Annotated in this window: 21 protein-coding genes; 13 read left to right on the top strand and 8 right to left on the bottom strand. The window is 33.8% G+C overall.

The window, feature by feature from the left end:
* The first annotated feature begins 14 nt into the window (after positions 1 to 14).
* Complete coding sequence (locus AA089_RS03380; RefSeq protein WP_046755500.1) at positions 15 to 1,808, top strand: sodium:solute symporter; 1,794 nt, start codon at positions 15 to 17, stop codon at positions 1,806 to 1,808.
* Between the two features lie 139 nt (positions 1,809 to 1,947).
* On the opposite strand, the gene AA089_RS03375 is transcribed toward AA089_RS03380, so the two are convergent.
* Positions 1,948 to 2,166 carry a hypothetical protein gene (locus AA089_RS03375; RefSeq protein WP_046755499.1) on the bottom strand — a complete coding sequence of 73 codons (219 nt, stop codon included), beginning with the start codon at positions 2,164 to 2,166 and terminating at the stop codon, positions 1,948 to 1,950.
* Between the two features lie 371 nt (positions 2,167 to 2,537).
* Between AA089_RS03375 and AA089_RS03370 the strand changes: the two genes are divergently transcribed.
* Positions 2,538 to 2,975 (top strand): hypothetical protein, encoded by a 438-nt coding sequence (locus AA089_RS03370; RefSeq protein ID WP_046755498.1) that lies wholly within the window; start codon positions 2,538 to 2,540, stop codon positions 2,973 to 2,975.
* A 183-nt stretch (positions 2,976 to 3,158) separates the two neighbouring features.
* Positions 3,159 to 3,866, top strand: a complete 708-nt coding sequence (locus AA089_RS03365) for a 16S rRNA (uracil(1498)-N(3))-methyltransferase (RefSeq protein ID WP_046755497.1) — start codon at positions 3,159 to 3,161, stop codon at positions 3,864 to 3,866.
* A gap of 169 nt (positions 3,867 to 4,035) precedes the next feature.
* Here AA089_RS03365 and AA089_RS03360 read toward each other — a convergent pair whose 3' ends face one another.
* Positions 4,036 to 4,776 carry a DUF1223 domain-containing protein gene (locus tag AA089_RS03360; RefSeq protein ID WP_053002179.1) on the bottom strand — a complete coding sequence of 247 codons (741 nt, stop codon included), beginning with the start codon at positions 4,774 to 4,776 and terminating at the stop codon, positions 4,036 to 4,038.
* A 40-nt stretch (positions 4,777 to 4,816) separates the two neighbouring features.
* On the opposite strand from AA089_RS03360, the gene AA089_RS03355 reads away from it, so the two are divergent.
* The 7 genes from AA089_RS03355 (at position 4,817) to AA089_RS03320 (ending at position 10,696) form a co-directional block, all read left to right on the top strand.
* Positions 4,817 to 5,458: a DUF4159 domain-containing protein gene (locus tag AA089_RS03355; RefSeq protein WP_046755551.1), complete on the top strand. Its 642-nt coding sequence runs from the start codon at positions 4,817 to 4,819 to the stop codon at positions 5,456 to 5,458.
* A 20-nt stretch (positions 5,459 to 5,478) separates the two neighbouring features.
* On the top strand, positions 5,479 to 5,820 hold the full coding sequence (locus tag AA089_RS03350) for a hypothetical protein (protein WP_046755496.1): 342 nt from the start codon (positions 5,479 to 5,481) through the stop codon (positions 5,818 to 5,820).
* Between the two features lie 8 nt (positions 5,821 to 5,828).
* A complete protein-coding gene (locus AA089_RS03345; RefSeq protein ID WP_046755495.1) occupies positions 5,829 to 6,341 on the top strand; it encodes a TrmH family RNA methyltransferase in 513 nt (170 codons plus the stop codon).
* A gap of 36 nt (positions 6,342 to 6,377) precedes the next feature.
* A complete protein-coding gene (locus tag AA089_RS03340; protein ID WP_046755494.1) occupies positions 6,378 to 7,466 on the top strand; it encodes an AI-2E family transporter in 1,089 nt (362 codons plus the stop codon).
* 2 nt (positions 7,467 to 7,468) lie between these two features.
* Complete coding sequence (locus AA089_RS03335) at positions 7,469 to 8,653, top strand: class I SAM-dependent methyltransferase (protein WP_046755493.1); 1,185 nt, start codon at positions 7,469 to 7,471, stop codon at positions 8,651 to 8,653.
* A gap of 1,141 nt (positions 8,654 to 9,794) precedes the next feature.
* Positions 9,795 to 10,121, top strand: coding sequence for an ArsR/SmtB family transcription factor (locus AA089_RS03325; protein ID WP_046755491.1), 327 nt, complete (start codon positions 9,795 to 9,797; stop codon positions 10,119 to 10,121).
* Positions 10,122 to 10,222: 101 nt separating this feature from the next.
* Positions 10,223 to 10,696: a DUF6428 family protein gene (locus AA089_RS03320; protein ID WP_046755490.1), complete on the top strand. Its 474-nt coding sequence runs from the start codon at positions 10,223 to 10,225 to the stop codon at positions 10,694 to 10,696.
* Between the two features lie 82 nt (positions 10,697 to 10,778).
* Here AA089_RS03320 and AA089_RS03315 read toward each other — a convergent pair whose 3' ends face one another.
* On the bottom strand, positions 10,779 to 11,198 hold the full coding sequence (locus AA089_RS03315; protein WP_046755489.1) for a hypothetical protein: 420 nt from the start codon (positions 11,196 to 11,198) through the stop codon (positions 10,779 to 10,781).
* A 425-nt stretch (positions 11,199 to 11,623) separates the two neighbouring features.
* Between AA089_RS03315 and AA089_RS03310 the strand changes: the two genes are divergently transcribed.
* Genes AA089_RS03310 through AA089_RS03300 form a run of 3 tightly spaced genes read left to right on the top strand, consistent with a single transcriptional unit; the run spans position 11,624 to position 14,585 of the window.
* Positions 11,624 to 12,337 (top strand): glycosyltransferase family 2 protein, encoded by a 714-nt coding sequence (locus tag AA089_RS03310; protein ID WP_046755488.1) that lies wholly within the window; start codon positions 11,624 to 11,626, stop codon positions 12,335 to 12,337.
* A complete protein-coding gene (locus tag AA089_RS03305; protein WP_046755487.1) occupies positions 12,337 to 12,957 on the top strand; it encodes a lipid-A-disaccharide synthase N-terminal domain-containing protein in 621 nt (206 codons plus the stop codon). The genes AA089_RS03310 and AA089_RS03305 overlap by 1 nt, the downstream gene beginning before the upstream one ends.
* Entirely contained in the window at positions 12,954 to 14,585 is a 1,632-nt protein-coding gene (locus tag AA089_RS03300) for an ArnT family glycosyltransferase (RefSeq protein ID WP_046755486.1), read from the top strand. The genes AA089_RS03305 and AA089_RS03300 overlap by 4 nt, the downstream gene beginning before the upstream one ends.
* Before the next feature lie 78 nt (positions 14,586 to 14,663).
* On the opposite strand, the gene AA089_RS03295 is transcribed toward AA089_RS03300, so the two are convergent.
* The 5 genes from AA089_RS03295 to AA089_RS03275 all read right to left on the bottom strand — a co-directional run bounded on the left by AA089_RS03295 (position 14,664) and on the right by AA089_RS03275 (position 24,024).
* The gene (locus AA089_RS03295; protein WP_046755485.1) at positions 14,664 to 15,599 is read right to left on the bottom strand and encodes an NAD-dependent epimerase/dehydratase family protein; all 936 of its coding nucleotides are present in this window, start codon (positions 15,597 to 15,599) and stop codon (positions 14,664 to 14,666) included.
* 228 nt (positions 15,600 to 15,827) lie between these two features.
* Positions 15,828 to 18,647 (bottom strand): T9SS type A sorting domain-containing protein, encoded by a 2,820-nt coding sequence (locus AA089_RS03290; protein WP_046755484.1) that lies wholly within the window; start codon positions 18,645 to 18,647, stop codon positions 15,828 to 15,830.
* An 18-nt stretch (positions 18,648 to 18,665) separates the two neighbouring features.
* On the bottom strand, positions 18,666 to 19,766 hold the full coding sequence (locus tag AA089_RS03285) for a hypothetical protein (RefSeq protein WP_046755483.1): 1,101 nt from the start codon (positions 19,764 to 19,766) through the stop codon (positions 18,666 to 18,668).
* Between the two features lie 155 nt (positions 19,767 to 19,921).
* Positions 19,922 to 22,642, bottom strand: a complete 2,721-nt coding sequence (locus tag AA089_RS03280; RefSeq protein WP_046755482.1) for a CHAT domain-containing protein — start codon at positions 22,640 to 22,642, stop codon at positions 19,922 to 19,924.
* A gap of 26 nt (positions 22,643 to 22,668) precedes the next feature.
* Positions 22,669 to 24,024 (bottom strand): S8/S53 family peptidase, encoded by a 1,356-nt coding sequence (locus AA089_RS03275; protein ID WP_046755481.1) that lies wholly within the window; start codon positions 24,022 to 24,024, stop codon positions 22,669 to 22,671.
* Between the last annotated feature and the right edge of the window lie 45 nt (positions 24,025 to 24,069).

Here is a 24,069-nt window from a genome sequence, read left to right as displayed (position 1 = left end):
AACCCACTGACCTAATGGAATTAACAGACTGGATTGTATTAATAGGAACATTAGCCGCAATTGTTGGTTATGGAACTTGGAAAACGCGCGGAAGTAAAAGTTCCGAAGATTATATACGAGGTGGAAGTACCACAAAATGGTGGACAATTGGATTGTCAGTAATGGCAACACAAGCCAGCGCCATTACCTTCTTATCTACTACAGGACAAGCTTTTAGTGACGGAATGGGATTTGTACAATTTTACTTTGGTGTACCAATTGCCATGGTAATTATTTGTATGGTTTTTATTCCACTGTATCACAAACTCAAAGTATATACTGCCTATGAATTTCTAGAAAATCGATTTGATTTAAAAACGAGGAGTTTAACGGCAATTTTATTCCTAATTCAACGTGGATTGGCAGCAGGAATTACCATTTTTGCGCCAGCGATTATCTTATCGGTTGTTTTAGGTTGGAACTTAGTAACGCTAAATATCATTATTGGTGTTTTAGTAATTATTTACACAGTTTCTGGCGGAACGAAAGCCGTTAGTGTGACACAAAAGCAACAAATGTTTATCATATTTGCTGGAATGTTTACAGCATTTTTTATCATTCTAAATTTAATTCCTGAAGATGTAGGATTTGTCAAAGCACTTGATATTGCTGGTGCAAGCGGAAAAATGGAAGTCTTAGATTTTTCATTTGATTTGGAAAATAGATATACCATTTGGACAGGTTTAATTGGTGGAAGTTTCTTAGCACTCTCCTATTTTGGAACCGATCAAAGTCAGGTACAACGCTATTTATCAGGGAAATCTGTAAAAGAAATGCGTTGGGGAATGATGTTTAATGGACTTCTAAAAGTACCAATGCAGTTTTTTATCCTGTTAGTTGGTGTGATGGTTTTTGTATTTTATCAATTCAATCCTGCTCCGTTAAACTTTATTGATTCTTCCACAGAAAAAGTAATGGCTTCTGAATATAGTGACGAATACGATGCACTAAAAATCAAACAAGCTCTTTTATTCGATCAGAAACAAACAGTGAGTTTACAATTGGCAAAATCGTATAACGAAGCTGACAAAAAGCAATTATTACAATTAGACAGTATTGAAAAAACATACAGAGCAGAAGCAAAATACTTGATCAAACGTGCTATTGACGGAGATTACGGTAAAGAATACGACAAATTATCACAGGAATTAATAGCGCTTCAAGCAAATCCTGAAAGTGATGCGTATAAAGAGAAAAAAGCCGAATTAACTTCGTGGTATAAAGAATCGGCAAAAGATAGCGAAACTAATGATCGTGATTATATGTTCATTTCGTTCATCTTAAAATACTTGCCATTTGGTTTAAAAGGATTGTTATTAGCCGTAATTCTATCCGCAGCAATGTCATCAACTGCGTCTGAGATTAACGCGTTAGCAACCATTACTTCTATTGATTTGTACAAACGAAATTTAAAAGAAGAAAAAGACGATACACATTATGTAAAAGCGACAAAAATGTTCACACTAGGTTGGGGAATTTTAGCCATTATTATTGCATGTTTTGCCAGTTTGGCCGAAAACCTCATTCAGTTGGTAAACATTATCGGTTCAATTTTTTATGGAAATGTATTGGGAATATTTTTACTAGCATTCTTCTTTAAGAAAATCAAAGGAAACGCTGTATTTACTGCGGCAGTAATTACTCAAATTGCTATTGTTGCCGTTTGGTGGATTGATCTGATGCCGTATTTATGGTTAAACTTATTTGGTTGTGTATTGGTAATAATTATTGCTACAATACTTCAAGCAACACAGAAAAAAGTAGCGTAAAAACTAAAATTAGAAAATATAAAAAAGCAGAAGAGGCTGTCTAAAAAGTCAAATTTTCGTCAAACCGAACTTGATTCAGAATGACGTTTTTTAAAACTTTTCAGACAGCCTCTTCGTTTTATACTATAAATTTACTTTTCTATCCTGCAGATTCACATTCCGAAGGAACGCCGCCTGTAAAACTTCTACTTGTGTATGGCTCATATGGTTCATCTGGCGGACCAGAAGGACAATCATTTGTACAATCACAACGGCTTCCTGAAATTCCTCCTACTAAATCGTTTCGCAATTTCACTGCATCAAAACTAGAGATTGATCTCTTGTTTAATGACAAATTTTTTAAATTCTTTTTCTTCATAACGGTGTTTTAATTTATTAATTTTTATAAAGTTAAAAATATTAATAATCAACTATTTACAGAAAAACCATAAGCCAAGTTTGTGAAAAACATACTTAACAAAATTATAGGTTGAAAACGATTACTATAGAAATGTTAAAGTGTAAAAAATGCTTCATAAAACTGCTCCTGACGTACAAATACGGATCGTTACGTAATTTTACGCAACTTATCAAAACCGTAAATTTCACACATAAAATTAGCCGTAAAAAGTGAGTTATTTGACATGAAATTAATCAACTAATCTACCTAATAGTATTGCAAGTTATTTTTTTCTGGTGCAATCCGAAAAACCATAAAAGAGTAGGAATCGTTTTTAAAATTTTACAATCATGAGCGCACAACAAATCACAATTACATTCAAAGCAGAAGGAGCAACTGCATACACAGCAAACGTAACAAATTTATCTGCTGGAAATATGGTCGATCCTTCTTCTGGAGTTTCTTGGAGTACACAACCTGACGGACAAAACCCGTATGTTTGGTATAATGATGGACAAAATGCTAACAAATTCGGCTTGATGGCAAATTACACTTACAATGGTGAAGTAGCCACTGCTTTTTCTCAATTAGTTATCGATCCGACAAAAATATCAGGAAACGTGGCTATTGAGGCAGAATTATGCACAGCAGCTATTGATGGTGATGAAGGAAATACTATTTTACGATTTAAAAGTGCAACGGTAAACGGAGAGGCAAACGAGGCTGTCGCTTCTGTTTCCGATTGGGGAAGTGACAAACCACAACCACCATCAGAGTTTTATAACTAAAATTCTAAAACCCAAACCAACCTACCATTTTTTAAAAGTAAAGCAGTTTCTTGGCTATCAGTTTGAAACTGCTTTTTGTGTGCTTCCTTTTCAAAACTAAAATAATCAAGTGCTTTGCTGTGTAAAAAGATACTTTTCGGTTTAAAATTTTTAATTTAGCAGTGACAATTTATATTTTCATTCATGCAACTTTTTTTTACACCTGAACTCACACCTGAAACGAAAAACTACACATTTTCTAAAGAAGAAAGTAAACATATCGTTCGTGTGTTACGTAAAAAAGAAGCTGATATACTTACTATTACCAACGGAAAAGGAGCTATTTTTTCTGCTAAAATTACCATCGCTGATCAAAAGAATTGTATGGTCACAATACAATCGGTTGAATTTCAAAAGCCAAAAAGTTACAAACTACATTTAGCTGTAGCGCCAACGAAAATGAACGATCGGTATGAATGGTTTTTGGAAAAAGCCACTGAAATTGGAATTGATACCATTACGCCTATTATTTGTGACCGATCGGAACGAAAAGTGATCAAAGTTGAACGTTTTGAAAAAATTATTCAATCGGCTACCAAACAATCGTTAAGTGCGTATATTCCAACACTAAAACCTGCCATTTCATTTGCAAATTTTATCGCAACACATCAAAACGAACAAATGTTTATTGCACATTGTGAAGAAGACAACAAACAATCGCTAAAACAAGCATTACAACCGCAAAAAGATGTAACGATTTTAATTGGTCCTGAAGGCGATTTTTCTCAGAAAGAAATTGAGCTTGCACTTCAAAATAACTATATTCCCGTGACTTTAGGCGATACACGTTTGCGCACTGAAACGGCTGCGATTGTTGCTTGCCATTCGGTTGCTTTTTTAAATGAAAAGTGAGGTTATATACTATAAATTCAGTCGTTTTTTTTTAATCTACGTCAAGCTGAACTTGATTCAGCTTCCCACAAAAAGCTCAAGATAATAGGATTCTGAATCAAGTTCAGAATGACGAAGAGCATCAGACATATCGTTTCAAAAGCAAGATAACTTTAAACATCTTAGTATATTAAAGTACCTTTTTCCCTGCTCCCAAAATATCTTTTCGTCTGTTTTCTAAAATCAAAAATACACTCAATTTATCATTTTTAGTGACAATTTCAGGAATCTGAATGGTGTAGTTTCCTGTATTTTTGACTTCCGTCAGATAGTTCTCTGTAACTACAATATTATTGTTTTTCAGAGTTCTACGAGCATTTTCTCCTCGTTTTACTTCTGTGATTCGTTCTTGAATTGCCAACACAACTCTGGCTTTTGCATTGGAAATATCGCCATCAATTGTATAGCTAAATTTGATTGAATTGCTTTTTTGGTCTATCGCGCCAAGCGAAATGGTATGATTCACTTTATTTTGCTGATATTTTTTAATTTTCGCATACATTTTTGCACGATTGGAACCTACAAAATGCTCTTTTCCATTGACAACTACCGCTGGTGTATAAATTCGATTATCCTTAAATTTCCGAGCATAAGCACGTTGTTTCTGTGTAAATTGTTGCTGACTAAATGGATCTTTCCAACCAATATAATCCCAATAATCAACATGATACGATAAGGTAAATACATTTTCTGCCTTGTATTCGTTTCCAACTTTTTCTAACAATGTATCGGCACTTGGACAGCTTGAGCAACCTTGCGAAGTGAATAATTCTAACACAACCACCGCGTTGTTTTTTTCAAAATTAGGCATAAAAGACGTGAAAAAGAAGAGTCCAAAAAGTGAAAGTGTTACTAAATATTTTCGTTTCATGATCTTAAAGTTTAACTTGCAATACATAAGACGATTTTACATGAAGAAGCTTACGATACTTTTACTTTTATTGAGTTTTTCGCTCACACATGCGCAAGAAATTGGTATTTTAAAATATGGCGGTGGCGGCGATTGGTATTCCAATCCGACTGCGATTCCGAATTTGATCAAATTTTGCAATCAAAATATAAATACAGCCATCAAAGCAAAACCGCAAACGGTGGAAGTTGGCAGTACCGATTTGTTTCAATTTCCGTATGTACATATGACAGGACATGGAAATGTATTTTTCTCCGTGGAAGATGCAGAAAATTTGCGTAAATACTTAATTTCGGGTGGTTTTTTACATATTGATGATAATTATGGAATGAATCAATACATTCGAAAGGAACTGAAAAAAGTATTTCCAAATCAAGAATTGAGAGAAATTCCTGCAACACACCCAATTTTTAAACAACCGTATTCATTCCCGAAAGGATTGCCAAAAATTCATGAACACGATGGTTTACGTCCGCAAGCGTTGGGATTATTTTATGAAAACAGATTGGTCTTATTATTTACATTTGAAAGTGATTTAGGCGACGGTTGGGAAAACAAAGAAATTCACAACGATTCTGATGAAGTTCGATTGAAAGCTTTGCAAATGGGCGCTAATATTGTGAATTACGCTTTCAAACATTAATCAACTATTCAAAATTACCCATGAAACTAAGTTATTACTGTGCTGCTACTTCTTGTGGAAAGATAAATTATATCAAAGTAAACGCTGACAATCGGTATGATTTGAAAGATGAAATTGGCAAAGAATTCAACGAACGCTGTAAACATTGTGGTAAACATACCAAAAAGCATATCAATCGCTTATATGCAGAACCAAATTCAAAAATTATATGGATTTCAATCTTAATAACAATTATACTGTCAATAGCTGTATTCATTGCAAGTAAAAAATATGTTATTCTATTAGTGTATGGAATCCCATTAATTGTTTGGAAAACCCAAATAGCCAAAGCAAAAAATTTCAATAAATTAATGATTGATTAACTATAATCATGTCACAACTCACACATTACACAACTAATTTTAACAAACGAACGTTTCCTATTACCTTGGTTTCAGATCAAGTTTCGAATGCGCCAAATATTGGTTCATTATTTCGTATTTGTGATGCGTTTGGTATAGAAAAAGTTATTTTTTGTGGAGAAAATATTCCTGTTTTTGGTAGAAAAATGACCAAAACCTCACGTGCTACCGAAAAAGTAGTTCCTTTTGAAATTACAGAAGACATTCATCCTGTTATTACCCAATTGAAAAACGATGGATATACTATAATTTCATTGGAAATTACAGATAAGAGCCAATCGATTCATGAAATAGACTTTTCGCAGTTTGAAAAAATTGCCCTAGTGATTGGCGATGAAAACTTTGGTGTCAATCCTGAAACGCTCTACGAATCGGATATTATTACTCATATTGACATGTTTGGGCAAAATAGTAGTATGAATGTGGTACAAGCGACCAACATAGTACTTTACGAAATTACGCGTCAACATGTTGCGAAATAATTTTATTGTCTTAATTTTAGCTTCAAACCAATTTCTATGAGTTCAAATACTATCGCAAACGGCATTTTAAAAGCAGCAGGCGTTATGCTTGGTGCGTATCTACTTTATAAGTTTTTTGAAAAAATTCAAGTAGTTATTGTATATATTGCCATTGCGGCAGTGATTTCATTGATTGGACGACCAATTATTCGTTTTTTAAAAAATCGTCTAAAGTTCAAAAATACACTTGCTGTTATTTTTACAATGGTTTTTATGATTGGTTTACTTGTAGGATTGATCTTAATGTTTATACCACTAATTGCAGAACAAGGACACAATTTATCTTTAGTTGATATTGATGCCTTGCAAGGAAATATAAAGAATCTGTACATACAAATTTCAGAATATCTGGCAACTAAAAATATAGATTTTGAACGTTCATTAGAAGAATCAAAAATATTTTCAAGCTTCGATTATACCATCATTCCAAACTTTTTCAACTCGTTGGTCAGTGGTTTTGGAAACTTTAGTATTGGTTTGTTGTCAGTTTTGTTTATTTCATTCTTCTTACTAAAAGACAGCAAGTTACTAGAAGATGGAGTCATGGTTTTTGTACCAAGTAACAAAGAAAGTCGCTTGAGTAAATCATTTGAAAAAATTAAAGATTTGTTATCTCGATACTTTGTCGGATTGGTATTTCAGATTCTAATTTTATTTGTCATTTACACCATCGCACTTTTAATTTTTGGAATTAAAAACGCCGTTGTGATTGCATTTTTGTGTGCTTTGTTGAACTTAATTCCTTATATCGGACCATTGTTTAGTGGTGTTTTGATGTTATTATTATGTATGACAAGTGATTTGAGTGCAAGTTTTAGCGAAGTAATTTTGCCAAATACCATTGGTGTGATGATCTTTTTTGTCGTTGCTCAATTGATTGATAACTTTTTAAGTCAACCACTCATCTTTTCAAATTCTGTAAAATCGCATCCGCTAGAAATTTTTCTGGTCATTATCATTTGGGGAATTTTATTTGGAATCATCGGAATGGTTGTCGCTGTACCATCATACACAGCATTAAAGGTAATTTTGAAAGAATTTTTGTCTGAAAACAAAATTGTCAAATCGCTCACAAAAGATATTTAATCTTGAATCCTGATCTCTTATCTTCCAAAATTCAACACTTCATCAATACACATGTAAATGATGATATTACGACACTTTTATTGAAATATAAAGAAGTTGAAGGTGTTCCATTTCCTGAAATTGCCGAACAAATAGCCTCAAAAATTCGTTGCAAAAAGAAATTGCCAACATGGTTTGAAACTGAAAATATCTATTATCCGAATAAATTAAACATTGAACAAACTTCTTCTGAGCAAACTGCAAATTACAAAGCGAGCTTGCTGAAAGGCGAATCTATCATTGATTTAACAGGTGGTTTTGGCGTGGACTGTTTGTATTTTTCAACACATTTCAAAGAAGTGACACATTGTGAAATAGCTGAAAAACTATCAAAAATTGTCTCGCATAATTACAAGGCTTTACAAATAGACAATATAAAGACTGTCAATGAAGATGGTATTTCTTATTTGAAAAACAATCCACATAAATACGATTGGATTTACATTGATCCTTCGCGCCGAAATGACGTAAAAGGGAAAGTTTTTTTATTAGAAGATTGTTTGCCAGATGTTATTTCGCATCAAGAAACCTTATTTGAATATGCTGATACTATTTTAATTAAAACCTCTCCATTACTCGATATTACAAATGGTTTGCGTTCGTTGCAACACGTAAAAGAAGTACATGTAGTTGCTGTGAATAATGAAGTAAAAGAATTATTATGGTTGTTAGATAAAAAATTGACTACCGAAAATGTTTGTATTCGTACCATCAATCTAAAAAAACAGGAAACCGAAACTTTTGATTTTTATCTGTCGGAAGAAAAAGCACAAAAAGTTGATTTTGGTTTGCCAAAAAAATATTTGTATGAACCCAATGCGGCTATTTTAAAAGCTGGCGGTTTTTACAGCATTGCTCAAACATTTCAACTTCAAAAACTGCATCAACATTCACATCTTTATACTTCAGATACTCTAATTTCCTTTCCTGGCAGGCGTTTTGAAGTGAAAAATGTATTGCCCTACACGAAGAAAATTATCAAAAAAGAATTAAATTTGAAGAAGGCAAACATTACAACTCGCAATTTTCCTGAGTCAGTTGCCACAATTCGAAAAAAATTAACACTTTCTGACGGCGGAACAGACTTTTTGTTCTTAACTACCTTATATACAGGGAATAAAACTGCGATTCACTGTGTAAAAATATAAGAAATAGCTGTTAAAAAATTGATTTTACGGTTTTACCGTAGCTTTTATAACAACACACCTTATCCCATACTTAAGACTTCTACTTACATTTGGTATATGCAATACAGTTTTAGGGATTTAGGGGAATCCACTATACTTTGGGGAACTTTTAATTAAGTTCCCCTTACTTCTTTTATAGGGTTAATATTTTTGTAAGCTGCCCAAGATTTTTCTGCCAAAGCTAGCTTCTTATCGGAAAAACATAGCATTTCAACGATTCATCAATATTTTTTGCAGACGGAAAGTACAGATACTTCGGAAACCTATAGATTTACAGTATTAGTTTTTAGGTAACTAGTAAATAACGATAAATAAAGCCGTGCATCAAATTTGAGTACGGTTTTTTTTATGCTGTCACAATACAGATATTAAGAATCTTCAAAATAAATTCTAAAAAAAATCATTTTTATCATACTAAAAATCTTACAATAGAGAGCGTTAATCGATTATATGTGGAGTTTGTAGAATGGAAATAGAAATCTAAGAGAATTATCTAATCTTATCTATAGCTTTGCTGGACTGAATTCAGAATGAGGATCTTTAATTTATTTATTGCACATAACACTCAATCATTCTAATACATACGTTTCTAGTTTTTTTAAGCCGAAAACTACAAATGTATATTCAGATAACAGCAAATGATCATTCGGCAACGAATTTTCACTATTGTTGTATGTAAATACAACTCTTATAAAAGGAAGGTTTATGGTAGGGCCTTCCTTTTTTTTAGTGAAACTTAACTTCATAAAGCTTGTGCTGAACTTGATTCAGTATCGAAGACGCATATGAAGTTGTAGTTGAACTAATCCCGTTGCAGAACGGGATCTTATACTTTTCAATACTTACATTTATTCACCCAACTTTTTCTGAAGTTACTTTTATAGTGAAACTTAACTTCATAAAGCTTGTGCTGAACTTGATTCAGTATCTTAGACAAATTCAAAATTAATAGTTGAACTAATCCCGTTGCAAAACGAATTCTTCTACTCGCAAAAACCATTGTTGATTCTAAAAGATCAAACTTCATTATTTCGCCATTCTTTTTTAAAAATTTAACGAATCAAATTACTTTCAATTCAAAAACATATTGTAATATTGCAATATGGGAATAACTAAAACAATAGGTTTTTCAGAAACAATTATAGAAATGGCCGATATTTTAAAAGTATTAGGTCATCCTGCACGTTTGTCTATTATGGAATATTTGGCAAAAAGTCCATCCTGTATTTGTAACGATTTGGTTGAAGAATTGCCGCTCGCACAACCTACAATTTCAAGACATTTGTCTGAATTGAAACGAGTTGGCTTGATTCAAGGAGAAATCTCAGGAAAGAATATTTGCTATTGCATTCATCCAAAAAAATGGACTGAAGTATTGTTGCATTTTGAAATGATTACCACTTCCCTAGTTGATAAAAAACAATGTTAATTCACTTTTAAACGCGTTATTGAGAAGAAAGATAAATTGAATCAAAAGATTTCTCGACTGCGTTTGAAGTGACAAAATTTAATGATTAAACACCTACATATATGAAATTATCAGAAGTAAAAGCTCGTTTACAAAATTTAGAACAATTGGATTTCGTTTTGCCAAATTCGCAAAAGGTAGAACGTCATTTTCATGTCACAGAAGTTGGTATGATTACTAAAAACTTTATTGATTGTGGTGGAAAAATTCGCAATGAGAAAGTCGTGAATTTTCAATTATGGTCTGCTGATGATGTTGATCATAGATTGGAACCAAAGAAATTAATGAATATCATTACACTTTCAGAAAAAGCATTAGGTATTGAAGATTTAGAAGTTGAAGTTGAATACCAAGCAGAAACGATCGGGAAATATGGTTTGGAGTTTGAAAACGGACATTTTGTACTAACCACAAAGTTTACAGACTGTTTGGCTAAAGATAACTGTGGAATTCCTGTAGAAAAACCAAAGATGAAACTATCAGAATTGCAAGCGAAAATGGAGTCTTGCTGTACGCCAGAATCTGGTTGTTGTTGAGAAATTATCTAGTTGGGAATTGTTTAGAATTGTCTAATAAAGGAACGAGTTTACTGATTGTACCAATAGTTGGCGTTCGTTTTTAATCTTTCATCAATTCGTATGAATAAAATCCAACATTATTTTTATTGGCAGAAATTGAAAGCGCATCTCCGTTTATTGTATAAGTGTATACGCCACTTAGAATTAAATTCCAATCAAAATCTGCTGTCCAGATGTTGATGTCGTTAAACGTCATAGTTGAATTGTTTATTTCATACGTACCATTTCCTCCAGCTGGAAAAGAATTGCTATTTCCGCTACTTTGATAATTGTTGCCTCCAGTAAAACTAACCGTTACAGAATTAGAAAAAGTGTCTCCATTTGTATATACGACCGTAAAAATTCCTGTATAATTTCCGTTGAGACTTTCAATTGCATTCGTATCATCGTCATTATTACATGAGCTAATCGTAAGCGATAAAATCGAGAAAAAAATCAATGCACATATACTATTTTTCATAATTCGGTTTTATACATAGATGCATCTTTATCAAAAGGTTGCGTGATTTTTAGCACTAAAAATGTATGCATACTAAATATATATTCATTAAATAGAATTGTAAAAATAGGGTTTTACGCAACCTAAACGAATAATGCATTGATAATCAAATTATTGAACATCTTAAATTACTTTCATACTGTTTCCATAGAAATACTTGTATCAACTAAAATCTTCAATTATGAACGCTGTTGAATTTTAGAAATATCAAGACAAAACACTTGTGATGTAGAAAAAAGAATTCCAAAAAAAAGTAACATTCGCAATTCATTCCAGCATATATTTTAATATTTCTCAACTAAAAAAGTCATAATACAAGTGATATTGTAAAAAAACAATAACTTTGGCGAATATTTTAAGCTATTTCAGAAACAAAGCATTCATAAATGGAGAAAGAATTAACCATAGTTGTTCCCGTATATAATGAGGAAGACAATTTAGAACGTGTTGAAAAAGAGTTGGCTACCTATGCAAAAGCCGCTAAAATTCCTGTTAAAGTTTTGTTTGTAAATGATGGCTCTAAAGATAAAAGTCAGGAAATGATTGAAAAAATCTGCGCTGACAGTGACATCTTCAATTTTATTAGTTTTCAGGAAAATCGTGGTTTGAGTGCCGCTATTAAAGCTGGTTTTGACGAAACGCAAACTAGCTTAGTTGGGTATATTGATTCTGACTTGCAAACTGCTCCTGCTGACTTCGATTTACTACTTGAACATATTGGCGAATACGATTTGGTGACTGGCGTTCGTGCCAACCGAAAAGATTCGTTTGTAAAAAATATGTCGTCTAAAATTGCCAATGGAATTCGTAGAACCTTTACCAAAGATGGTATGGACGATACTGGTTGTCCGTTAAAAATCATAAAGACTGACTACGCAAAACGCATTCCGATGTTTAAAGGATTGCATCGTTTTCTTCCTGCGATGATTTTACTGCAAGAAGGAAAAGTGAAGCAAATTCCTGTATCACATTTTCCACGCATTGCTGGAGAAGCAAAATACGGTTTATGGAATCGTTTGTTGGGTCCGTTAATGGATTGTTTTGCCTACGTTTGGATGAAGAAAAAGTACATCAACTACGCTATTGCTAAGAAAGGATGATGTACGCTTGGTATGTGTTTGCTATTGGCGCGCTTGCGCAATTGTTATTTTCTGGAAGAACCTTACTACAATGGATTGTTTCTGAACGGAATAAAAAAGTATTGACTCCTTCCCTGTTTTGGAAACTGAGTCTAATAGCTTCCTTCCTACTCTTTATTTATGGATATTTACGTGACGATTTCTCCATTATGCTTGGGCAAATATTGACCTATTTTATTTACATTAGAAATATGGAATTGCAAGGCGAATGGAAAAAGATGCACAAACTTGTTCAAATTTTTCTACTGATTTTCCCACTAATTATCGTCACTATCGGATACAATAATAACAAGCAAGATGTTGATAATTTACTAAACAATGAAGCCATTCCGGATTGGTTGTTGATTTTAGGGATTGTTGCACAAATTATTTTTACCTTACGCTTTGTATATCAATGGATTTACTCCGAAAAAAACAAAGAATCTAGCTTGCCACTTGGTTTCTGGATGTTGAGTTTATTAGGTTCTAGTTTAATATTTACCTACGCTATTTTTAGAGTTGATCCCATTTTAATTGCGGGACACGTTTTCGGAATTTTTACCTATGTTAGAAATATAATGTTGTTAAGAAATCAATCATGAATTTTATACAAGAAAAAAATTACATTTGGATTTTAATTATTGTTTGTTTTGCAATCTTTTTTGTAAATCTTGACGTATTGTATCCCAATATTATGGAAGCTAGAAACTTTATCACAGCACGTGAAATGGTTTCTGACGGCAATTGGTTACTAACAACCATGAATGGCGAACCACGTTACGAAAAACCACCATTACCGACTTGGCTAGCAGCAATTTCAGGTATGTTTTTCGGCTTTAAAAGTTTAATGGCATTGCGAATTCCTTCAGCATTTATTACGTTGCTTTTAGTACTGTGTTCATATCGTTTTGGCGTATATTTTATAAAAAACAAACAACAAGCCTTTATCAATAGTTTGCTTTTAGCAACATCATTTTACATCATTTTTGCAGGACGAAACGGAACTTGGGATATTTTTGCACACGGTTTTATGATTGTTGGAATTTACTATATATTCCAATTTTTCTCTTCCGTAGAAAATATCTGGAAAAATGCCTTGTTAGCTGGACTTTTCATAGGATTATCGTTTATGAGCAAAGGTCCTGTTTCACATTTTGCGTTGTTTTTACCGTTCATAATTGCGTACAGTATTGTGTATAAATACGAAGGTTTTAAGCGAAAATGGTTACCACTTTTAGGTTTAATTGTTATCACAGGAATTTTATCATCTTGGTGGGCACTTTACATTTATGAAATGGACACCGCTACCGCAACGGCAATTGCAGATAAAGAAACAACCGCTTGGAAAGATAGAAATGTACGACCATTTTACTACTATTGGAGCTTTTTTGTACAATCGGGAATTTGGACTGTTGTTGCGTTTGTAAGTTTGTTATATCCGTATTTAAAATCACGCGTAGACAATTTGAAAGCTTATAAATTTAGCTTGTTTTGGACACTTTTTGCGGTAATTTTATTGTCGGTTATTCCTGAGAAAAAATCACGTTATTTATTACCCGTTTTAATTCCGTTAGCATATACAACAAGTTTTTATATGATGTATGTTTTTAAATCATTTAAAACGAAGATGCAAAAGTTGGAAAAGCTTCCTATTTATATAAATTTTGGATTGGTAGGATTGATTGGTTTAGCATTTCCGATAGTTGGTTATCTGTTTCTACAAGATCGCTTAGACGGTTTTTATACGCGATTTGGGATTACTTCCGTGCTTTTAGTTCCGATAGGTTTTTATATTATAAAGTATTTGTATGAAAAAGAGATTCAGAAAGCATTTTACCTCATCATTTTGTTTTTGATGACAACTATTGTTTTCGGATTTCCGTTGGCGAATGCATTTTTAGACAATCCAAAATACAACTCGTTAAAAGACATATCGCGCAAAGCAACTGAAGAAAAGATTCCTGTGTATATGTTTAATATTCAATCGCCAGAATTGGTGTGGGATTATGGTGGAAAAGTTCCGTTACTTCACAGTCATGCGTTAGAAATTCCAAAAGAAGATACTTTTAAAGTTTTGGTCATGATTGATGGAAAGAAAGGTGTTGAACAAGCGTTTCCAAATGCTAAAATTACGTACCAAGAAACCTTTGATTTGAATCCGATTGACGAAACTAAAGGCGGTTATAAAGATCGTTTGCGAACGGAAATGTATTTGGTGGAGCGGAAATAGGTGTTGGTATTGGGGTGTTGGGTTTTAGGTTTTAGGTTTTAGAAAAAATCAACTTCAATTTCAATTTCAACTTCGGTTTCATAAATTTCGAAACCAAGCCAATTGTTCGGCAACGCCTTCTTCTAAAGTTACTTTCGGGTTGTAGTTTAAGAGTTTTCGAGCTTTGTCAATGTTTGCTTTGGTACGTTGCTGATCGCCCGAACGCGGTGGCAATTCGTTGAATTGTATGGTTGTGTTCAGTAATTTTTCAACCGCATCAACACCTTCTTGTGTGGTATATTCTGCTTCCGTTCCAATGTTGAAAATTTCTCCATTACACACTTCTTCTTTACCTATTACACTTGTGATTCCATCCACAATATCACTTACATGTGTAAAGCTTCGCAAATGCGTCAAACTTCCTGTAAATAGTGGAAATGATTTATTATTCAATCCACAATCTAACAGTTTTGTGAAAAGTTTATCTGGTCGTTCACGCGAACCGTAAACTGAATATAATCGTAATGAACATGCGTTGAGTTTGTTCAATCTTGAATTGTGTAAAACCAATTGTTCAGCGGCTAATTTTGTCACGCCATAATGTGAAGCAGGTTCTGGCGCTACCGATTCTGGATGTGTTGCATTTAAGCCATAAATAGAAGAAGTTCCAATATTTACAAACAGTTTCAACTCTTTTTCGGCCAATGCGTATGTTAGTAAATTTTGTGTAGCAATCACATTATTCGTCAAGTAGTCTTCAAAAGTTGATGTTGCTGCAATGCCAGGTTGTGCGGCAAAGTGAAAAATATAGTGTATTCCTTTTGGAAGTTTTTCAATGGAAGCTGCATCACGTAAATCTTCTTTTAAAATTTCGATACCTTTCGATCTAAGAACAGCTGCATTTTTTTGTTTTAAATCTACAGGATAATAAGTTGAAAAGTTGTCAATTCCTATAATAGTATGTCCAGCTTTTTGTAAATATTCTGCAACATGCGATCCAATAAATCCAGCAATTCCTGTGATAAGTATCTTCATTGATGTACTTCCTAATGTGTTTGATGCATAAAAGTATACATAATTTATGAAATGCCTTTATTTTTTTTAAAAACTGTATTGTTTTACGCTATATTCAAAAGGCTTTCCTGTTACGGAAAGCCTTTCTTTATATGCATAATCAACGCAAAGTGATACACGTTTTTCAGTTGGTCTGATTGCAGTTGTATCTATTATACATATACCTTTAGTGATGTTTGCATACGGATGTTATTGTTTAACCAATTTTGTGGTGTATGAATTGTTTCCGTTAGAAACTTTTACCACATATATTCCTATAGCCAATTGCTGTAGGTTTACCATCGTTTTTTGCGTAGTTGTTTTTAGTTGTAACTGTGGTATTCCTTGAATGTTATACAATTCAATTTGATAACTGGTTTTTGCATCAAAATCTTTGATATAAATTGTAGTTTCATTGTTAGAAGGATTTGGATAGAGTGTTAGTGCTTGTTCATCAGTAACAGCCAAAGTTTCCTCTTTTTTGATAATTTCATCATAATTTTGATTTGAATTACCACGATCGCCTCCACTTTGCATCATTTTTCCTTCTCCACATTCGTCTACAGGAGCAATATAAGCGATCAATTCGGCACCAAATTGAATTTCTGTACCAGGTTCAAAGGTGATTGTTTCTCCTGCTTTCATTTCCACATCCGCTTCTGGCAATACAATGAATGGCTTTTTTTGTGTTTTTATCGTTACATTTTCACCAGTAGCAATCGACGTGACTGCTTCGTATTTTACTGGATAAAAGTTATACGATCCGCCAGCGAAATGTCCAACTCTTAAAAATTGCAACCAAATGTCATCGTAATGCGTTTCATCGAGCATAAATTCTGTTAGTAATGGAGTTTCTGGATCATCTTCCGAACCTGCGCCATGTTTTACATCAATTTCTGCTGCATAAACTGCATCGAAAGGTGTAATGGCATATTGACCCGAACCATGACTGATAGAAGGATAACCAAATTGTGTTGTTTGCGAACTTGCCGTTTCAGGAAGTAAATTGTTTGCTCGTAAATCGTATTCAAATTGACTTACTACATTAATGTCTAATGCACTTGATGTTGGTAGAAAACAATCTGTTGATTCAATATCTACTGCTGGACTGAATTGTAAAAACGTAGCTTTCGTAAAATTTCTAAGAATATTATAAATGCCTACATGACTTCCTTGTACGCCATCTGTGTTCCAAGAAGTTGCGTTTACATGCTTTTCTTCATCGAGTAATACATTGTACGCCCAATCGCCTGAAAATATTGGCTTTTTTCTAAAAAATCGTCTAAAAACCATATGTCCAGCTCCATCAACAGGACGCCATTCCATAAAGTTGTGTCTGTCCCAGCCCCAAAAACCTACGTGTTTGTCTATTTCAAGCATCGTTGCATTATCAGGTAAGGTACCAATGACATGATTGGAATCTTCAGGTCTGTCCGCACCGTCCGAAACACCAATGTTTCGAAGAATTGGATAGCTTCCAGGTTTGTCATACGGAGCTGGTTGATAGTAATAATCTGATGAAAGTTTGTGGCGAGAGTCAACAAAAAACGGATGTGGCGCTTGTGTTGGACTTCCTGCATCTCCTGTTTGCGTATAATGATAGATTAAGAAATCTTTTGCCAATGGCGAACTGATAAAGAAATACTGCTCTAGTAATCCTAAAACGTCAGTAGCTGGTAAATACCATTGTGGATTTTCCAAAATACTTACCAACGAATGTTGCGCCGCCAGTGGAATGTTTGCGCCTTTGTGTTCTCCATCATAGGAAATTAACAACCGAGAATGATGCAAATTGTCCACAATTGGAGTCGCACTGTAATCTGTTTCCATCATTTTTAACGCCATTCTTGCTACCAAAGCGCCCGAACTATACCCTGTAATGTGATTCTCAATGTACGAACCATTGTTAAATTTTCGCTGATTGATCGTTTTGACAATGTCTTTTACCAACAATGCTTGATTTTCAATACGATCTGCGCCATAGCCAAACCTGATTACAATGACATCAAAATTTCGCTGATGTAGTTCGTCCAAATAGCCGTTGGTATTGTACTTTGTAACTAACGTAATGAAATTTTCAATGTTTAATGGATTGTAACCCATTACCATGATGGCAGGTTTTGTAAGTACTCTTTGCTTGTTATTACAGCCGTAAAATACTTTGATTTCTGCTTTTTGACTTTGTCCATACATGTTACTGTTCGTAAACGTTTCAGCTCCTGTACTCAATATGTTTGAAATTGAAAATGCACTTGATGATGTAAGTGACGGCAATCCTTTTCCAATCAATGTAAAGTTATCTGTAAATAGATTTCCGAGTTGTGATGTGTATTTTACGGTAAAGTTATTTACACCAACATTTAGTTGTATGTCTACATAACTTCCGTTCCCGAGAATTCCTAAAGAAACACCATTTTGTATGATTTCTATACTTTGAATCTGTTCTTGTGAGATGTTGTATTGATTTTCTAACGAAACACGAACCGTTTCATATACAGATAGTTCGTCTGCTAGAATGTTTGCCGCAAATACAGTTTCCTTTTGAATTACTTGTTGCGGATTCGCATTCAATTTTAGTTTGTAACCATCAGACGCTACAGTTAGTTTTTGCTGCGCAAGTGCCGTTTCAACATCGACAAAATTGTATGTTGTAAATAATACACCGATCGGAATTTTGATGATATCGCCATCTTCTTGATGTCTGTTTTTTGCCATCTCTGTATAATAATTCGCGAGAGGTTCATACGGGTTTTGCTGTGATAGATTGGATAAGTACAAATCGTTGTATGCTAAAATCCAGTCGCTTGCTGTTCGGTTTTGCTGTTGTCCCGATGTTTGTCCGCCTAGTTGAAATATAGACGATTGTGCGTTACTCAGATTGAGTAAAAAATTGGTATCACAATGTGGAATAATATTTCCAAATACACGCTGATTTAATTCGTCATGCGTTGCAGGTGCATTATTTTGTGACCAACTTATCTGCGCGATCAAAAATAGCAACGCACATATATGTTTGGTATAAATTTTCATAATGTCTGTGTATTTAGATTATTTTATCTTCTTTAATTCATTGATTTCCTTTTTTAATTCAATTACATACAAGGTAAGTTCTTCAATTTTTTCTAAAAGTTTTGCATCTATTTCGCCTAAATTCAATCCTTCACTTTCTACTTCTTCCGCAGATGGAATATTTGGCAAATGACCATTTTCGTTGATGAATGTTTCAACTTCTTCTAGCGGTTTTAAGTTGTAATTTTTCGCAAATACATAATCTGCCCAAACACCAGCCGCCACATCTACTTTTATTTTTTGTGTACGAATTCCTTTTTTTACAAATAGTTCATAATCATCACAATCTTCACATGGATCAAAGTCAAACCAATCGCCAATCATGGTTTTTCCAGCAGAAATCCATAAGTTGTCTTTGTTAGAACTTACAATACTCAAAATGTTTCCGTAACCGCCATGAAAGTTGCTAAAAGCTCTGATTCTCCAGTTTTCGCTTCCATCGCTGTGTTTAAAAGAAATTCCTCCATATGTATTTGGAACTTCTGGTTGAATTCTAATTTCTTGTTTATCACCCAAACGCACATCAAAACGTGCCTCAGGATTATCGGTTCCGATACCAACTTTTGCTCCGATAGTAGTATCTTTTGTAGCTGAAAATACTGGTTGATTCGCATCAAATCCAATGAGAAACGAATAGTTTTTAGTATTTACAATATCTTGTCCGAAAGTAAATGAAAATGTTCCGTTTGCTTGTGTATTTCTTCCGAAAGTGAATGAATGTGGCGCTGTAGATTTGTTGCTATGACCAAAACTAAAAGCGTTTAAACCACTTACATTGTTATTAGTTCCGAAAGCTCCTGATTGTGTCCCTGATACTATATTTGAGAGTCCAAAAGCGAATGAATAATCTTTGTCTACATTATTGTTACGCCCTGCCATGAATCCAGCATCTGTAGAACTTAAATTCATAACATTTCCCGTTCCAACTGCTGTTGAATTTCTACCATTTACGATATTTCCGTCACCAAAAGCAGATGAAGTAGGATCTAAGGTATTAGTTCCCCAATTTGGTTGTGCGTAATTGATGGTTGTAATGAATAGTCCTACGACAAGGACTACTGCGTGTAGTTTGTTTTTCATAATTTTTTAATTAGATATTTTTTCCTGTTGTTATTTTAAGAGGCGTTGGATATTACCTCAAAAGACCGGTCTTATATCTAATAGGGAAGTTTTGAAAATTTCATTACCCATTTATTTTTGAATACTTATCGTTTCTCGAAATGAAACTGTTGCAATTACCGCTTTCTGAGCCATATATAGCTTCCAAAAACGATAATAATTATGATGCCGAATAAGATGTATATTGTATACGAAGTTGATTGAAATTCCACAGCATTGGTACTTCCTGTGAGCGTAAAAGCTGCCCAATAGTACGGCGTATTTTGTGAAAACTGATGCTTTTGCAAGTACTCTTTTTTGGCTATTTGTAACGCTTTCGATTTTGTTGTTCCTTGTGTGAGTTCACGATAAAAGGTTTGTAAGAGTTCGTTTCCAGCTTGTTCATTTACATTCCAAAGAGAAGCCATGACACTTTGCGTACCATTGTAAAAGAAACCTCTTGAAAGGTTGATAACACCTTCACCAGAAAGATTGATTCCATCGTTTGTTTGACATGCATCTAAAATGACCAAATCTGCCTGATTTTCCAAGCCAAAGAGTTCCGCAAGTGTCATTTTTTCTTCGTAAAATGAGATCCAAGGCTTTTGTGTGAGACTGTCTAAACCTGCGTGTGTGTTGAAGTGCATGATTTCAAAGTCATTTTGTTTTGCTATGAAATTTGCTTTCGATGCTTCTTGTTTTGTAAGAATGACCGATTTGTCAATGTCCTTTACCAATTGCAACATTTTTTCCGTTCCTGTTAAATTGGGCAATTGTGGATTTTTAAATTCTTGTGGTGCAATGGTTAACAGTTTTTGCGCTGGCGAATTTTGCTTTTTCTGAATTTGTTCAAATAGTGAAAAAGATTGTAAATACACTATTTCCGTATTGTTTACGAGATAATGTTTTGCCAAATCGCCGTCATTTTGTATGCGTAAAATTTCAAAAGGCACATATTGCAATTGTTGATCGGCTACGACGGTAAGTTTTTTACCTTTCAAGCGTTCTACAGCATTTTCAAACGGAAATAGTTGTGTAAAGATACTGTGTGCTACTTTTTTATACGTGATCAACTCTTCATCAGACAACAAACGTTTGGTCATCAACGAAGATATTATTTGCAGTTCTTCTTGAAATTTTGGCGTATTTGAAATTTTAAAAAATACTGGTTTTTCCGAATCAACGTAAATTCCGTAACCATCGGCTTCATTTAAAATGTATTCTACAAAGGCTTCCTTTTTTTGTGTAACACTTGTACGAGTTTTGTGCAATGAGGTAATGGCAACTTCCTGCTTTGTTCTCATGTATTCAGGATATTCAGATTGCATAGAATCTTTAAATTGCTCGTATTCTTTATGTGTTTCTGCATATGTTTTTTTCCATGCTTCATCTTCTGTATGTTGCTGAGATGCTTCTTGCAACGCCAACATTTTGTAATGCAATTGATGATCACGTGCTACCAAATTTTTGGGTACATTTAGGTTTAGTTTCGCCTGAAACGTTTTGATGTTTTCCTGTAATAACAACGCTTTGTTTTTTTCCATGTAATAGAATGCACTCGCCGAATCATTCAACAAATAACAAACTTCTACCGCCAATAGATAGGTATTCACGCCTTTTTCAATCCAAAATAATTTAGAAGCTTCTGTGTCAATTTCATAACGAATTAACGATACCAATTGATCTATAAGATGTACTGCTTTTTTTGCTTTATGAAGATATGTGATTGATTGTTCTTGAGTATATGCATGTACATAATGATCTGCCAGATCAATTAGATAAATTAGCATATCTTGCTCATATTCAGATTGTTTTATTTCTTCCAATGTTGGCAATCGGAATTGCTGCGTGGTATTTTTTTCAAGAATTGTGGTAATTGCTTTTTCTAAATACGGAAGTTTTTCTGTGGCAATAGCGCTATTTAAATAATAGCCCATACTATTATAAGCGGTTGCCTTTTGTTCAACATCGTCAGATTCTTTTAGAATTTTTTGAAAACAAGCAGTTGCCAAATCATACTTTTCTTGTTTGGAATAGATGATGCCTATGTTGTTTACAATCAGTAATTCTCCGTATTTTTTTTTACTTTTTATAAATCCTTTTTCTGCTTTTTTGTAAAAAAACAATGATCTGTCGTAATCTTTGAAACTATCATAAATAACTGCCAAACTGTTATTCAATACATTTTGATTATTTTCTGATAAACTGTCTAACAGAATGTATTTTTGTTGCTCTTCAATTGCTTTTAAATCTTCCGTATTAACCGTAATAATCGTTTTATACTTTTCGGCGTATGTGTTGATAATATCACTTCGTAAATTGCTTTCAATCTTAGGATTTGCGCTTAGTTTTGTATTAGCCAAACCTAAATTTAAATAATGCATGGCAAGTTGAATATCGCCTGTTTTTTTAGCATCTCTGCTCAATATTCGGTGTGCAAATGAAGTTACCGAATCTGCACCTTTAGCATCTATAATTTCTATTAAAAGTGCTGTTGCTTCTTCATTTTTTTTCAAACTTGCATACACACGTGAAAGATAAAACTTGCTTTTCGTATATGCTTCTTGATTGTTAAATTTAGAGCGTATTTCTGTAGCTTTCATTAATAAAGGAAGCGCTTTTTCATATTCCTTTTTTTCTCTGTAACAAGTACCTAGATGATGATAAAGCGCTCCTAAATTTTCTGTCTGTTGACGTGTATCTTGTGCTAAAAGTAACTGCTGAAATCCTTCAATTTTGTCATTTACTGCTTTTATAGCTGCTATGCTGTCAATTTTTGTTGATAGTTCATCTTGTGCATGTACACATAGTACAAAACACAGACAACTTAATAGTAATAGTAGACGATGTGAAAGCATTTTTACATTAAAAATAGACAATATATTTAATACTCAGCAATAATGTATCTATTGTGCAATGTATTTTTAATTTCTTCTTCGCCTGTATAGAAATTTAGTACGGTTTCAAATGCTTCCGTGGTTGGTATTCCTAGCATTGCTATTCTATTGACCATCGGCAAATCAGAAGTTTCTCCTGTATCTAATATTTTGGCAACTTCAATCGTAATTTGCGGAGCTGCAAACGAAGTTCCTTCAACAGTTCCGCCGTAGAAAATAATGTCTTCTCCTTTGGTGTAAAAATCTACACTACTTCCATAATTGGAAAAATCGGATGCTTGTGAATAAGCTTGATTACATGAAGCAACTGCAATTATATTGTCTGCATCGTATGATGACGGATAATGTGCTATAATATCATTATTGTGGCTTGTGTTTCCTGCGGAAGTTACAAATACAACATCTGGAAACATGGTTAATATATTTTGAAAAATAGTATTCCCAAAATCTCCAAAAGGATCATCTTGCCAACCAAAGCTCATATTGATAATATCTGCGCGTTCAGCGGCATACATGGAACCACATATCATGTTGAAATAGCTAATTTTACCTTCATGATTAGAAATTTTTATGGGTAATATTTGATGTTTGATATTTAAACTCGATAATACCGAATGAATTTGATGTGCGATGATACTTCCGTGTTTATACGGATCATCATCAAATGTATTTGGATCGCCATCAACAAAATCCCAACTCGATGTTTCTTCTCCAACCGCAGTAAGCGAAGCATTGTATAAAAATTGATTTTCCTCAGAAGTGTCAGAATCAAATACCGTTAATGAAGCAGCCAAACCTGTGTCCAAAATAGCAATGGTAATACCGTTGTTTACAGGTTTTATTTTTGTTTCATACGAAGTATCTGCGGCCGTTCCTGTTGCGGGACTGTCTACATCAAATCCGTATTCAAATTCGTAATCTACGGCGGCAATTCCGAAGGTTTCTATTCCGACTTCGCTATCAAGTACTTGCTTTTTTGGTTCTATACTAATAGTTCCTGGAGGAAAGATCCATTTTTCAATATCTTGATCATTACATCTACAGATTTCAAAAATCCCGAAACCTTGTAGCGGATTTATATTATCGCCATCAATTCCATGATTTTCCCGAATGGTGTATTTCATGCTATCGGGCGTTCCAGGTTTGTACTGAATTATGAGTTCATCTTGTGAATACACAGGAATATTTCCGGGGATAAAACCTTGTGAGTTACCATTACCACCATTTTTGGCGTTTACATTCATGTTTTCTTCTTTTGTTACGTTGATATAAGCATCATCTTGCGTACAGGATATCATACAGGTTAACAAAAGCATTGCAATAAGTTTTTGTATATTTCTCATTTTATTAAAATTTTGCGTTCACATAGAAGGGAACGAACGCGTAAA

It is taken from the genome of Kordia jejudonensis (assembly GCF_001005315.1).
Classification (GTDB): Bacteria; Bacteroidota; Bacteroidia; order Flavobacteriales; family Flavobacteriaceae; genus Kordia; species Kordia jejudonensis.
The sequence above is the reverse complement of the archived record's forward strand: the minus strand, read 5'-3'. Positions and strand labels throughout refer to the sequence as shown.